14 protein-coding genes, 1 tRNA gene and 1 pseudogene are annotated in these 12968 nt (G+C 62.1%); 7 read left to right on the top strand and 9 right to left on the bottom strand.

Annotated features, from left to right (window positions below; genetic code table 11):
• Positions 1-35: 35 nt before the first annotated feature.
• The 3 genes from H0485_RS14110 to H0485_RS14100 all read right to left on the bottom strand — a co-directional run bounded on the left by H0485_RS14110 (position 36) and on the right by H0485_RS14100 (position 3772).
• Positions 36-332 (bottom strand): chorismate mutase, encoded by a 297-nt coding sequence (locus tag H0485_RS14110; protein WP_226936573.1) that lies wholly within the window; start codon positions 330-332, stop codon positions 36-38.
• A complete protein-coding gene (gene ffh / locus H0485_RS14105) occupies positions 329-1861 on the bottom strand; it encodes a signal recognition particle protein (protein ID WP_226936572.1) in 1533 nt (510 codons plus the stop codon). The genes H0485_RS14110 and ffh overlap by 4 nt, the downstream gene beginning before the upstream one ends.
• Before the next feature lie 243 nt (positions 1862-2104).
• On the bottom strand, positions 2105-3772 hold the full coding sequence (locus tag H0485_RS14100) for an alpha/beta hydrolase (RefSeq protein WP_226936571.1): 1668 nt from the start codon (positions 3770-3772) through the stop codon (positions 2105-2107).
• Positions 3773-3949: 177 nt separating this feature from the next.
• On the opposite strand from H0485_RS14100, the gene H0485_RS14095 reads away from it, so the two are divergent.
• Positions 3950-4834, top strand: coding sequence for a LysR family transcriptional regulator (locus H0485_RS14095; protein ID WP_226936570.1), 885 nt, complete (start codon positions 3950-3952; stop codon positions 4832-4834).
• A gap of 143 nt (positions 4835-4977) precedes the next feature.
• Positions 4978-5067: transfer RNA gene (locus H0485_RS14090), tRNA-Ser, on the top strand.
• A gap of 65 nt (positions 5068-5132) precedes the next feature.
• Here H0485_RS14090 and H0485_RS14085 read toward each other — a convergent pair.
• From H0485_RS14085 to H0485_RS14075, 3 genes and pseudogenes are all read right to left on the bottom strand, one after another.
• On the bottom strand, positions 5133-6077 hold the full coding sequence (locus H0485_RS14085; RefSeq protein WP_255613688.1) for a recombinase family protein: 945 nt from the start codon (positions 6075-6077) through the stop codon (positions 5133-5135).
• Positions 6078-6176: 99 nt separating this feature from the next.
• Positions 6177-6686, bottom strand: a complete 510-nt coding sequence (locus tag H0485_RS14080; protein ID WP_226936569.1) for a recombinase family protein — start codon at positions 6684-6686, stop codon at positions 6177-6179.
• 167 nt (positions 6687-6853) lie between these two features.
• A pseudogene (locus H0485_RS14075) lies at positions 6854-7108 on the bottom strand (DNA-binding protein); the annotation flags it as partial.
• Positions 7109-7141: 33 nt separating this feature from the next.
• On the opposite strand from H0485_RS14075, the gene H0485_RS14070 reads away from it, so the two are divergent.
• Both H0485_RS14070 and H0485_RS22025 read left to right on the top strand, forming a co-directional pair.
• A complete protein-coding gene (locus H0485_RS14070; protein WP_226936568.1) occupies positions 7142-7633 on the top strand; it encodes a hypothetical protein in 492 nt (163 codons plus the stop codon).
• The gene (locus tag H0485_RS22025) at positions 7575-8351 is read left to right on the top strand and encodes a glycoside hydrolase family protein (RefSeq protein ID WP_435531506.1); all 777 of its coding nucleotides are present in this window, start codon (positions 7575-7577) and stop codon (positions 8349-8351) included. Before H0485_RS14070 ends, H0485_RS22025 begins: the two co-directional genes overlap by 59 nt.
• Here H0485_RS22025 and H0485_RS14060 read toward each other — a convergent pair.
• From H0485_RS14060 to H0485_RS14050, 3 genes are read right to left on the bottom strand one after another with little or no spacing between them, the layout of a single operon-like run.
• Positions 8243-9193, bottom strand: a complete 951-nt coding sequence (locus H0485_RS14060) for a plasmid partitioning protein RepB C-terminal domain-containing protein (RefSeq protein WP_226936565.1) — start codon at positions 9191-9193, stop codon at positions 8243-8245. The genes H0485_RS22025 and H0485_RS14060 overlap by 109 nt on opposite strands.
• Positions 9190-10083: a ParB/RepB/Spo0J family partition protein gene (locus H0485_RS14055; RefSeq protein WP_226936564.1), complete on the bottom strand. Its 894-nt coding sequence runs from the start codon at positions 10081-10083 to the stop codon at positions 9190-9192. The genes H0485_RS14060 and H0485_RS14055 overlap by 4 nt, the downstream gene beginning before the upstream one ends.
• Positions 10077-11675 (bottom strand): recombinase family protein, encoded by a 1599-nt coding sequence (locus tag H0485_RS14050; protein WP_226936563.1) that lies wholly within the window; start codon positions 11673-11675, stop codon positions 10077-10079. Before H0485_RS14050 ends, H0485_RS14055 begins: the two co-directional genes overlap by 7 nt.
• Before the next feature lie 103 nt (positions 11676-11778).
• Between H0485_RS14050 and H0485_RS14045 the strand changes: the two genes are divergently transcribed.
• From H0485_RS14045 to H0485_RS14035, 3 genes are all read left to right on the top strand, one after another.
• Complete coding sequence (locus H0485_RS14045) at positions 11779-12081, top strand: helix-turn-helix domain-containing protein (protein WP_226936562.1); 303 nt, start codon at positions 11779-11781, stop codon at positions 12079-12081.
• A gap of 112 nt (positions 12082-12193) precedes the next feature.
• Positions 12194-12457 carry a ribbon-helix-helix domain-containing protein gene (locus tag H0485_RS14040; protein WP_226936561.1) on the top strand — a complete coding sequence of 88 codons (264 nt, stop codon included), beginning with the start codon at positions 12194-12196 and terminating at the stop codon, positions 12455-12457.
• A 4-nt stretch (positions 12458-12461) separates the two neighbouring features.
• Entirely contained in the window at positions 12462-12797 is a 336-nt protein-coding gene (locus H0485_RS14035; RefSeq protein WP_226936560.1) for a type II toxin-antitoxin system RelE/ParE family toxin, read from the top strand.
• Positions 12798-12968 lie beyond the last annotated feature (171 nt).

Raw genomic sequence — 12968 nt, 5'->3', positions numbered from 1 at the left:
TTCAGATGTCGTTAAATGCGAGCGACGCGGCCCGCTTATTTTTGCAGTTTCTCGTGATGCCTGATGACTTCTGAGATGATGAAGTTCAGGAATTTCTTCGCAAACGCCGGATCCAGCTTTGCCTCTTCGGCCAGCTTTTCCAGACGTTCGATCTGACGCGCCTCACGGGCGGGGTCGGATGGCGGCAGGTCGTGTTCGGCCTTCAGCCGCCCAACGCCCTGGGTATGTTTAAAGCGCTCGGCCAGAGTAAAGACGAGGATCGCATCCAGACGGTCGATCGACTCGCGATGCTCTTTCAGCAATTCAGCGGCGCGGGTAACCGGATCGCTCATTTCTTCCTCATCATGCCGGAAAGGCCAGCCGGAAGGGTCATGCCGCGCGGCATCCCCGGCAGCGAAGCGCCGCCCAGCCCCGGAAGACCGCCCATGCCGCCCGCGCCCTGCTGCACGCCCTTGGCCAGTTCGGCCAGCTGCTCGGGCGACATTTTCGACGGATCAGGCATGCCGGCTGCCATGCCGCCTTTGCCCATGAACTGGCGGATCATGTTCTTCATCATGCCACCCTTGCCCATTTTTTTCATCATATCGGCCATCTGCTTGTGCTGTTTCAGCAGACGGTTCAGCTCCTGAACCTCAAGGCCTGCGCCCTGGGCGATACGTTTCTTGCGGCTGGCCTGCAGCAGATCGGGATTGGCGCGTTCTTTTTTGGTCATCGAGTTGATCAGCGCGATCTGACGTCTGAGCATCTTATCATCAAGACCCGCCTCGGCAGCGGCAGCCTGATGTTTGGCCATGCCCGGCAGCATGCCCATAAGGCCCTGCATCCCGCCCATTTTCAGCATCTGATCGAGCTGCATCTTCAGGTCGTTCATATTGAACAGACCTTTCGAGAAGCGCCGGGCCATACGCTCGGCCTGTTCGGCCTCGAAGGTTTCCTGGGCCTTCTCCACAAGGGCAACGATATCGCCCATGCCAAGGATCCGGCCAGCGACGCGCTCGGCGTCAAAGACCTCAATCGCATCCATCTTTTCGCCAAGACCGACAAAGCGGATTGGCTTGCCGGTGACGGCCCGCATCGACAGCGCCGCGCCGCCACGGCCATCGCCGTCCATCCGGGTCAGCACCACGCCCGAAATGCCCACCTGGGCCTCGAATTCGGTGGCGACATTGACCGCGTCCTGGCCGGTCAGACCGTCGACGACCAGCAGCGTCTCGCGCGGGGCAGCGATATCGCGCACCGCCTGGATCTCATCCATCAGCACTTCGTCGATATGCAGACGGCCTGCCGTATCGAGGAAGAGCACATCATAGCCGCCGAGCGAGGCCTGGGTCTTAGCGCGTTTCGCGATCTGAACCGCGCTCTCGCCCTTGACGATCGGCAGGCTGTCGACGCCGATCTGGGTGCCCAGAATGGCCAGCTGTTCCATCGCCGCCGGGCGCTGCGTGTCGAGCGAGGCCAGCAGCACGCGCTTGCCGTTCTTTTCTTTCAGCCGCTTGGCCAGTTTGGCGGTGGTGGTGGTTTTACCCGAGCCCTGCAGACCGACCATCAGGATGGTTGCGGGCGAATTGTCGATCTTCAGCGCATCCGCCGGGCCATCGCCCTGCAGCACCCGGATCAGCTCGTCATGAACGATCTTGACGACCATCTGGCCGGGGGTGATCGATTTGGTCACCGCCGAGCCGGTCGCCTTTTCCTGCACCCGTTTGATGAAATCACGCGCCACCGGCAGCGAGACATCGGCCTCGAGCAGGGCCACACGCACTTCGCGCAGCGCGGTGATAACGTCAGCCTCGCTCAGCGCACCCTGTTTCGTCAGACGGTCAAAGACTCCGCCAAGGCGTTCTGAAAGGCTTTCAAACATGGGCCATCTCCCTGGCAGTTCTCTCTGCCCCTCTATGGGGCGGCGGATCGGGGCGGACATAGCGGTAACGCACCCGTGGGCGCAAACGCGCTGACGGATGGCGATCCCGGACGACGTCCATGGGACCGGAAGCTCCATGCCTCCGGGGAATTCTGCGCGGCGATACGCGCCCTCGCCCCCGGAGTCAAGAAAAAGACGAAAAAAGCCCCGGACTCTGCGGATCCGGGCCACTCGCAGCGCCGGTTACAGCCCCTGAGCTTCGAGCACAGCCTCAATCCGGCCCAGCAGCTCCGGGCTGGCCGCCGTGCCCAGCACCGCATCCCAGGCCTTCAGATAATCCCGCGCCGCATAGACATGGCCATAGCCCGGCGGGGTGCTGGTCGCGGTCATCATATCAAAGCCCAGCTGCAGGAAGGTGATGCCAGGCCACCAGCGCAGGCTCTGACTGACATCGGGCCCCCGCTCCCCCTCGAGCCAGTCCGGCGCACGCCAGAAGATCGAGGTATTGAACCAGGCAATCGGATCAGAGGGATAGGCAAGAAACACCATCCGCATCACCCCCCATTCGGCATAATCCCGGCCCTGCTGCACCTCCTGGGTCATCACCCTTATCGCCGAGCCGTCGCGGTAGCGCGGTGCCCAGGCCGGGCTGTCCTCGCGCCGGGCATGGCGCAGCTGCTGCCAGCCGCGCATGGCAAAGGGCGGGCCGACCCAGAGTGCGCCCGCCGGCGGATCCGAGAGCAGATCCGGCCAGGAGATCGGCAATTCGCCATTGCGCGCGCCCAGCGACAGGCCGAACAGATACAGCTCTGGCCGGGTTTCCTCGGGCATTTTGCGCCAGTGGCCATAGATTTCGCGGAAAACTGCATCGGCGGTTTCGGCGCCGTATTCGGGCTGCAGGAACAAAGACATCCAGCTTGGCAGCCAGGAATATTGCACCGCCACCGCCGCAACATCGCCATCGCTCAGGTAGTCGAGCGGCTGCATCCCCGCCGGATCCATCCAGCCGGTGCCAGTGGGAAAGGCCAGAACCAGACGCCTGCGCTCAAAGGCTCCCACCCGCAGCGCCTCGCGCAGCGCCAGTGCGGCACGGTCATCGGCGGTCCCGGCATTGGAGAGGCCGATATAAATCCGCAAAGGCTCAAGCGCCGCGCGCCCGGTGACGGCGCTGATGGCCGCCGCATCGGGCTGATCCAGCACCCAGGCGCGCCCGGTGGCCCCCAGCCCCTCCCATGAGGCCAGCGAAGCGGCCGAACCGGTTTTCAGCGGATCCGCCGGCGGGGCCTGTTCGGTTGGCATCATCTGATCCAGCGCCGCATAGCTGCGATCCAGCGCCGCCAGGATGCGCCCGACCACCATATCATTGCCAATGGCCCAGAAGCACATCAGCGCCAGAACGATGCCCGCAACCCGGGCCATACGCCCTGGCACCCAGGGCTCAAGCTGGGCCGCGATCCAGCGCCAGAGGCGGCGAAACAGCCGCCCGATCAGCAAAAACAGCGCCGAGACCGCAAGGCCAACGCCGAGGATGGTGAAAGGCCGTGCACTTTCCACCGGCGCTATATTCATGCCGCGATGGATATCATTCTGCCATCCGGTCACCTGCGTCAGCGCAAGGCCGATCACCACGACCGAGATCAGCAGCGCAATCTGCAGATAAAGCCGCTGGCGTGCCGCCGGGGCAGGCGGGCGCCCGGCCAGCATCCAGCCCCAGAGCACGATCAGCGCATAGCCAAACAGATAGCCGAATGCGAAGCAAAGTCCCGCCAGTGCGCCCTGCATCAGCCCGGCGCGCGGGATCAGCGAGGGGGTCAGCGAAGCGGCGAAGGCCAGGGCTCCGAGGGTCAGACCAAGGGCCGAGGGACGGCCGATCAGCGGCAGATCCTGCGAGGGTCGAAAAAGGCGGATCACCTGTACCTCCTGGAACGGGGATTATGCCGCCAGACTTCCGGCCCTGCGGTGCCGGGTCAAGCCTTGCGGCGCAAAAGACATATCTGGCGACGGCTCTCGCATATGCGAAGGCCCTTGCCTTCTGCGCGAAAACGCTCTTTCTCTGTGCGTAACTGCACAAACAGACCGGAGCCTGCAATGGAAAACTGGGACGAGATCCGGACCGCCTATCAGGTTGCCCGCCTCGGCACTGTCTCCGGCGCGGCCGAAGTGCTGGGCGTGCATCATGCTACGGTGATCCGCCATATCGATGCGCTGGAAAAACGGCTGGCCACCCGGCTGTTCCAGCGCCATGCCCGGGGCTATACGCCGACCGAGGCCGGGCGCGATCTGCTGACCGTGGCCCAGACCACCGAAGAACAGTTCGCCCAGCTCTCCTCACGCATCAAGGGCCATGGCGAGACGGTTCAGGGCGAATTTATCATCACATCAGTGGGTGGAGTCACAGGGCTGCTGGTGCCGGTTCTGGCCGAATTCCAGCACCGGCACCAGGCGGTGCAGCTGCGGCTGATGACCGATATGCGCATCTTCCGCCTCGATTACGGCGAGGCGCATGTGGCGATCCGCGCCGGAGCTGCGCCGGAAGAGCCCGATAATGTGGTCCAGCCCCTGATCCGCATCCGCTATGGCCTCTATGCGCATCGCAGCTATGTAGAGGCGCATGGCAGCCCCGCCTCGGAACAGGAATTTGCCGGGCACCGCTTTATCGCCGCCGAGACCGAGGGCAGCCGCGCGCCCTTCTTTCGCTGGCTGCGCGACAAGGTCGCGCCGGATCAGATCGTCTTCCGCTCGACCGAACCCGCCGCCTGGAATGAGGCTTTGCGCCAGGGCATCGGCATCGGCTTCCTGCCCGCCTGGGAGGCCGCCGCCAATAGCGATCTCGTCGAAATCCTCGCCCCGCGCCCGGAATGGGATTCGCCGCTCTGGATCGTCACCCATGTCGATCTGCACCGCACCCGCAAGGTTCAGGCCTTTGTTTCACTGCTGAAAGAATCGGTCAGAACCTGGCCGCAATGCGCCTGACCCCGGCCCTGTATCCTTCGGAGGGCACCCGCCAGGCCTTTGAATCCGCGTGAAATCAGGGAAATTCGCTTTTTCCGGCAAAGTCGGATGTTTAGCTGAAAATGCGCTTGTTTCCCGCTGCTTTGCCCCATATACGCATCGGCGGAGCTGTGGCCGAGTGGTCGAAGGCACACCCCTGCTAAGGGTGCAGGCCCGGAAGGGTCTCGAGGGTTCGAATCCCTTCGGCTCCGCCACTTCAGTCCGCCTCTGGGCACGCCAATCGTCGCCGATTGCCGCACTTGGCCAGAAATAAGCGTTCTCAACAATTCTGTCTTCGATCCCATGATGCGAATCGCGTCGTCAGCGATCTCGACGCGCTGTGCGAGCGCGCGCAGAAATCCCGCCGATAGCCGCCCTCACGGCCACGGATACGCTCGCGGGCGATCGTGGCGAACTTTTCGATCATCGCGGGGCTGATGGCGCTGTGGCCGGGGCTATCGAGCAACGCCTGTGCGCGATCCGCGTCGGCCCGCGCCTGATCGCGGATCACCTTGAGACCGACGATGCGCTCCTTCAGCGCGGGGTCGTCCAGATCGGCGACGCCTCCCTCGACGGCATCGTAAAGCCGCTTGAGGCGCAATTCCGATTCTGTGGCGCGGCGCTCCAACTCGGCGATGTGCTGTCGCTGGCGCTCCGCCTGATCCTCTCGGCGACCGAGGACGGTGCCCGGCATCACCTCCAGCCGGTCGGGATCGAGCAAGCGGTCTTCGATATGGTGGACCACCATATCGTCGAGCTTATCCATCGGGATCGCACGGCCCTTGCACCCGGTCTCTCCCTGACGAGCCCGGATCGAACAGGCGTAGTAGCGATAGCGGCCACTCTTGCCGGTGCGGATGGTCATAGCTCCCCCGCAATTGCCACAATAGCAGATGCCAGTCAGCAGCGTCGGCCCGATGACGACGCGGGCGGGCAGCTCGGTCTTGGGATTGCGTGCCTGTAGAAGCTTCTGCACCGCATCGAAGGTGTCGCGCTCAATGATGGCTGGCACTTCGACGGTGACGACCTCATCCTCGGGTTTCACCACTCCCTTGTTGGAGCGGCGATTGAAGCGATGCTCGCCGATATAGGTCCGGCGGGTCAGGACGCGATGGACCTGTCCGATACCCCAGCGCCCTCCATCGCGGGTGAAGATGCCCTTTCCGTTGAGATATTTGACGATGGCCTTCACGCCCATCTGGCCGGTCTCGCCTTCACCTTCCAGCGCCAGGCGATAGATCAGCCGGATCGTGTCGGCGTGGGGCGGATCGATCTCCAGCCTCTTCTTGGTCTTGGCCCCACGCTGTTCGGCGGCGGCGATCCGCTAGCCGATCGGCGGCAGCGAGCCGTTCCAGAAGCCCTGCCGGGCATTCTCCTTCAAGGCGCGCGTGACGTGCTTGCCGTTTTCCTTCGACTGGTACTCGTCGAACAGCGACATGATCCGGCGCATCATGTCGTGGATCGGGTCGTCCCCCAGCTCCTGCGTAATGGAAATGAGCCGGACATCGTTCTTGGCGAGCTTGCGATAGTAATATTCCATGTCGAAGGCGTCGCGGAAGAAGCGCGAGAAGCTGTGAACCAGCACCACGTCGAAAGGCGTGGGCTTCGACGTGCCCGACTCGACCATCCGCGGGAACTCCGGGCGGCGGTCGTTGGTCGCCGTGTTGCCCGGCTCGACGAAGATTTCGACAAGCTGATAGCCTCGCGCGGCGCAATAAGCCTCGCCCTGCTTCCTCTGGTCGGGGATCGACACGTCATGCCCGGCCTGACGGGCAGTCGAGACACGCAGATAAAGAGCGGCCCGCAGGGCGACGTTGGGGGATTGCGCGTTCATTTGCGGGTTCCTTTCTTGCGAGGCTCGATCAGGGGCAGGACCAGCTCCAGGCGGTCGTGAATGACCTTGGGGACCAGCTTGAGGCCCTGGCCCTTCTCCATGCGGACAAGGCCGAAGCTCTCCATCTTCTTGAGAGTGCGTGAGACATTGGGGGTGGCACGTCCGGTGAGGCGCAGACGCTGCTTCACCACACTCACCAAGACGAAGAAGGCTGCGGCGATTGCTTCCTCGGACATGCCCTTGATGCGCATGTCCTGGAAGGCGGGATACTGGTCGAGGGGGTGGAGCGGCGCGCGCTGGATATTCCCGGCCAGGCTATCGTCCTCGGCCAGACTGCTGCAACCGGCTTCGCGCACGATGCACGGCACCGGCGCGGTCTTGGTGAGGCGCCATGCCTTCACCACCAGTTCCAGCGACCGGTAACCGATTTACCCAAGCCGCTTCTTGATCGGGTGATGGAAGGGCGACATACGCCGCGCCTCGTACCCGTTCAGATTCCAAATGCCAAAGCCCGCGCATTCCCGGTGCTGCGCTATTCGGCAATTCTGCTCCAATCGATGCCCACCGCGGCGCGGCGCATCAGGTTGAGCCAACCGACAACATCCGCAGAGATGCGCGAGATCTTCAAGCCGAAGGGATTTCGGGCGATGGCGGCCGCTTTAGGGCGTGAGCTGGCGGTGTTCGGGCGTGATCAGGAAATCCTGGATGCCTTGGCTCCGCTTGGCCCATCGCTCGCTGGAACGATCGACCTAAATCCAGTCGCTGATAGCTGGGCGATGGGATTGCTCTACGACACGCTCGTGCGATCTCTCGCCCGACAGCGTCCGCTCATCCCACGCTACAGGCGTTCGGGCCATTCGCTCGTCGTTGAAACACCGCGCGATAACGATGATCCTGATCGAACGCAGCGTCAGCAACAAACCCTATCCCGGCTGCGCGATGCCTAGGGCACCAGTCTGTTTGGCACAGTACCCAAGCTCGGCTTCCCATTTCAGAAGAGTGTCCAGCTCAAGCTGGAACAGGTCGATGGGAAGTGGTGGTGTGGTTTCGAGCCTTACACGTTCGTTCAGTCGCCCCGACAAGACACTTCCCAAACGGACGGTGAGGAGGGACTGGTCGCAGAAGAAACTCCCGCTGAAATGGGTATGCGAGCCGAGCGCCGGGGTGATCCTGCCGGTGACTGGCGCCGCGAGTGATGGGCCCCGCGCTATAATAGAAATTGGGCCCGCATTATTGGGTCGATACGCCTTCGGCATCGGCCATACCGCTGCCGCCGGGTCGCCCGATCCGGCGCGGATGCCGCGCGGCATGCCCGGCGATGTCGATGCAGGGATCCGCGAGGCCTTCCGCACCGACCTCGCCTCCTACGGGGCTGAAGTTTTGCGCACCGTGAAAGTGCCGCTGGAACCGCCCAAATTCGATGCGCTGGTCAGCTTTCACTACAACACCGCCGCCATCTCCACCGCCGCGCTTGATCCGGCCCACAGTCCGGCGTTTCCCGCGGTCCCCGCGCGTGTCGGGTCCGGGTCCCCATCGGCAGCAAGTTTCTGTGTCCGCTATTCTTCCGCCTCAGTTGGCCCTTCCAAAGACGGCTCCGGCCGGGACAGGCCCGCCACGATTCGACCTAACTCGCCGAGGATGTCTCCGTGGTTCTTTTCGAGATAGCGATTGATCCGTTCATTCATGAGCAGGCGTTCGACGTAGCGGCCCGCTACCACAAGGCGTAAATGATCGGGGCCAAGTGTCCCTTCGATCAGCTTGATGTTTCTCTGCAGGCTGGCCATCTCGGCCTTCATCCGCTCCGCCTGTTCGCGCGTGATGCCGGACGTTTCTTTTCTCATTGCCGGATCGACAAGGTCTTCGGCGTCGGTGGCGGCGAGAATGGCCTCGGTATAGGCCACAGTGTAATTATTCGCTGCGATCATCAGTTCTGCCGCCTGAATCTGCCTCAATGGCTTCATCTTGCGCAGGGACCGGAAACTGTTGACAGGGCAGTGCTTGTCCTTCAGGAGTTCAGCAGCCTCGGGGCAGATGCCGTTCAACAATGTCCGTTTTCGCCGGATCAGCGCCACATCCACATTCAGAGCAGCAGCAATACGGGCCTCGGGCACGCCACGCTCAATGGCCCGCAAGATCATCTTGTGTTCCTGAATTGTCGCGAGACGGCTGATGCGCTTGTTGTAGGTGAAAGACTCGTCGTCGGTGGCGACGAGGCAGGTGTCGGTTTCCTCGCCCATCCCCTTCAGGACATGCAGACGGACATGACCATCGAGCAGGATGAACGTGCCATCCTGACCAGAAGCGCGCGCGACCACGAGCGGTTCGATCAAGCCGGCCTCGCGGATCGATGCGGCGATCTGCGCATACTTCTGGCCCTTGGGAACGGTGGTCGGCAGTTGCTTCACCGGCAGGATGGCGGCGATCGGGATCTGACGCAGGATCGGCTCGAATCCTGGTCCCCGAAATGGTGCATCATGCGGCGGCGGCGTTTTGCCCATATGTGTCATGCCCGAGGTTCCCTGAGACCGTCGACCACCATGCTCGGCAGGGAAGCCAAGCCCTCGGCACGGAGCAGGGTGAGGAAATTCTCATCCTTGAGCAGAGACTGGAACGCTGCGTCGAGGAACAGCAGGTGGCCGCGCGTCGACTGCGCCCTGCGGATCATGTCCTGCTGGCGTTCTGCCTCGATACGATAGGCCCGGACCAACGCCGCCGATGTCATCCGCACCCCAGTTCGTTTTGCGCGTGTGGCACCTTTTTTCTTGCCGTGCCGGTGGCGCAGCTCCACCAGCCGCCGTGCTTCCAGCAGCTTCTTGCCGCGCAATTCACCCGAGGCATAGGCTGCCTCCAGCGCCTTCTGCACATCTTTCTCTTCCGCCCTGGTGATATACAGTGCAACACTTAGGGGCATCTGACCGGTCTCGACCGCGATCAGCAGTCGTTCCTCGCCGTTGGCGATCAATACACCGATTTCGTGAACGTACGACCATGACAATCCGGTTTTCTCGGCGATGTCATGGTCCGAATATCCCCGCTCGCGCAGGATGGCGATGTCCTGCAACAACTCGAGCGGTCGCTGCTGACGACGGGCGATATTCTCGATCACGCTACGCAGGAGCCGTTCGACCTCGTTCGCGCCCACGACGATGGCCGGGATGTGGGTTTCGCCAAGGGCGACATAGGCCTCCATCCGCCCCTGACCGCAGACGAGCCGATAGGCATCTCCCGACGCCGTGTCATCCCGCGCGACGGTGATCGGCTTCTTCAGCCCCACCTTGCCGATACTGTCCACCAGTGCACGAAAGGTCTTTTCAGATCGTTCGCGTGGATTTTCGACGATGATGGCCGCAATTGGGATAATTTGCACCTCGGCATGGGGTTCGATCTCGCTCACCATGGTGTCACCTCGGACACGGAAACGCGCCGGGCCATGTCGAAGAAGAAGTCCAACGTTTCAAAACGGAAGGCGTCCAGCATCAGGCCATTCTCCTCTGCAAGCCCCAGAGGTTTGCTCCGCATCTCGAATTGGGGCAGCAGGTAGTAATCTAGCGCGTCGGTATTTGTGCGATTCATCCTGATGGCGATGGTGATGTCTGGCGCGAGGCCGGTGTCGAAGCGAATCTTCCAGCGCAAGCCGCCTGAGGACGTTTCGCGACAGCGGGCGACGACGACGGATGCCGTGAATTCGCCGTTGATGGTCAGCAGGTCCGTCGCAGGGTTCCTGATCACGGTACCACCAAGCCGGATGATTTCGTGGATCACGCGCTCAATTTCATCGCCGTGAAATTGCCGCAACAGGCGGTTGGCTTCGATATAGCGATAGTCGCGATCCGGGGTGAACCCGACGAGGGAATAGGCCCTGAGCAGGCTGCCGAAGCGATGGGCATAGGCGCCGCTGGACGGCATCCCATCTGCTTCGTCGATCACCAGCCCGGAAATGTATCCATGACGCAGGAGCAACCGGGTCAGGCGCTCCAGCATCTCCTCATCCGAGAAGCGACGGTTGCGCGCCGCGATGATGGCCTGAGCCTTCTGAAACTGTTTCGGCTCGACGATGGCCTCGAAAGCCCCTTCCGACCGGATCCACATCTCCGGGCCGTTGGCGACCCGCTTGCGCTTCAGTTTGAATGAGCGCCGGTTGTAGACGTTGTTGCCAATGTATTTCTCATTGGTCAGGATCTGATGGACGGTCGCGCGGGTCCAGGCCCGCCCGAGATCGGTGAGGATGCCGCGTTCATTCAGGTCTGCCGCAAGTTCGCTTTCCGACAGGCCCTTCTTCAGAAACTGGCTGTAGATCCAGCGCACCGTCCGGACCTCCTCGTCTGGTCCGGGAACCAGGACGACGCGATCCGTCTGAAGGCTCTTGTGCTCACCGCGCTTCAGTTCGGTTTTTACTTCGCCCCGTTCATCGAGCAGGGCGCGACGCAACCCGAAGCCCGCCGGGCCGCCCTGACGATAGCCGAGCTCAATCAGACGGCATTGGCCGGCGAAGACTTTCACTGAAAGCTCACGGCTATATTCGCCCGCCATCGCGCGCTTGACGCTTTTCACAATGGTGGAGGTCGGAGAGCCATCATTCTCGAATTGCTCGGCACAGTAGGCGACCTGCATCCCCGCCTTCCGGCAGCGATACTCATAATAGGCAGATTCGTCGGCGTCCTGAAAACGTCCCCAGCGAGTGACGTCATAGACCAGAATCATGCTGAACCCGGCCACGCCGGATTCGACATCGGCAATCATCTGCTGCAATGCCATCCTGCCGCCGATGATCAGGCCGCTTTTCGCGTCATCCGAATAGGTTTTGACAACCCTGATGCCGCGGCGTTCGGCGTATTCGCGGATAGTCTGCGCCTGGTTCTGGGTTGAATACTGCTGATGCTCGGTCGACATCCGGACGTATTCCGCAGCCAGCAGCTGCTCGGACGGCTCGCTTTCTCCTTCGGATAGTATCGATTTTCCCCGAGCCACGCCCGCCTCCCAAGAAATCATGTGGGCTGCTTCGAGCTGATGGCCCTCCACCGCAGGCTGGGCGCAAATACGAACTGCCGCTTTTCATGTCCTTCCCAGAGTATTATCGAAGGAGGATGCGGAGATGCGGATCAAGACGGGCACATTTGTGCCGAAAACGGGCATAAATGTGCACCTTGAAGCCAATGTCGCCGGCTACCGGGCAGCCATTGCCTCGGCGCTTCGGGACGAACTCGGCCTGACGCATCGGGCAGTCAAGACGGCTATGCGGTGGACGGGTGCCAGCGAGCGGGCAGTGAAGTACTGGATCGCGGGCGAGCGTGGGCCCAGCGGCGAGCATCTGATCGCGCTGGCCAGGCACTCGGATATCGTGTTCCACATGGTCCTGCTGCTGGCCGATCGGCACGACGGCGCGGATGCCGAGTAAGGTCAGGCCGCCACAGAGGCGGCGGAATGGCCAAATTGGTCCGCCGCCGTCAGACTTGATGTGTAGTGTTTTTTGATTATATTGAATACGCATCAAACATGAGAAGACTTCCATGTCCCGCACCACGACCACAACGACCATGACCATCCGTCTGAGCGGTGCGCTCAGCGATTTCGTTGCGGCCAATGTCGGCGAGAACGGCTCCTACGAGAACATAAGCGAATACGTGCGCGACCTGATCCGGCGCGACAAGGAGCGGGCCGAGCAGGAGGCTTTCGACCGGCTGAAGGCAGAACTGACCCGCGCCTTCGCCGCGCCCGAGGCCAGCTACAAGCCGCTGACGGCTGCGGAAGTCATCGCCCGCAACCGGGCCTGACCAGATGGCGATCCGGGTTCAGGAGGCGGCATCACTCCGCCTTGATGACATCTACCGCTATACGCGTGACCGATGGGGCGAAGTTCAGGCTGATCGCTACATCACCGGCATGTTCGAAGCATTCGAACGGATCGTGGCCCATGGCGTCGCCTCAAAGCCTATCCCGGCAGAGCTCGGCGTCGAAGGGTTCTTCTTCCGGTACGAACACCACTTCATCTATTGGCGCCGACTGTCCGACGGCGATATCGGTATCGTCGCGATCCTGCATGAGCGCATGCATCAGATCGACAGGTTCAAGGACGATTTTCGCGACTGCATTGGCAGCCGCTCCCCCCTGTGATGCTTGCATGAGCCGTTGGCGGTTTCCGTTGATGGAGAAGGTTGGATATCAGGCCCACCCTCTCCGCCATTACACCGTTTTATAAAAATCATCTCCCCGTCAGCCTTGCTGCTGATGGGGAGAGTTCGTTGTCCGCTGCCCCGAATATAGCATAAAAAAACCGGCGTCGGA

Origin of the sequence: Pseudogemmobacter faecipullorum (assembly GCF_020539525.1) — a bacterium.
Classification (GTDB): domain Bacteria; phylum Pseudomonadota; class Alphaproteobacteria; order Rhodobacterales; family Rhodobacteraceae; genus Pseudogemmobacter; species Pseudogemmobacter faecipullorum.
The sequence above is the reverse complement of the archived record's forward strand: the minus strand, read 5'-3'. Positions and strand labels throughout refer to the sequence as shown.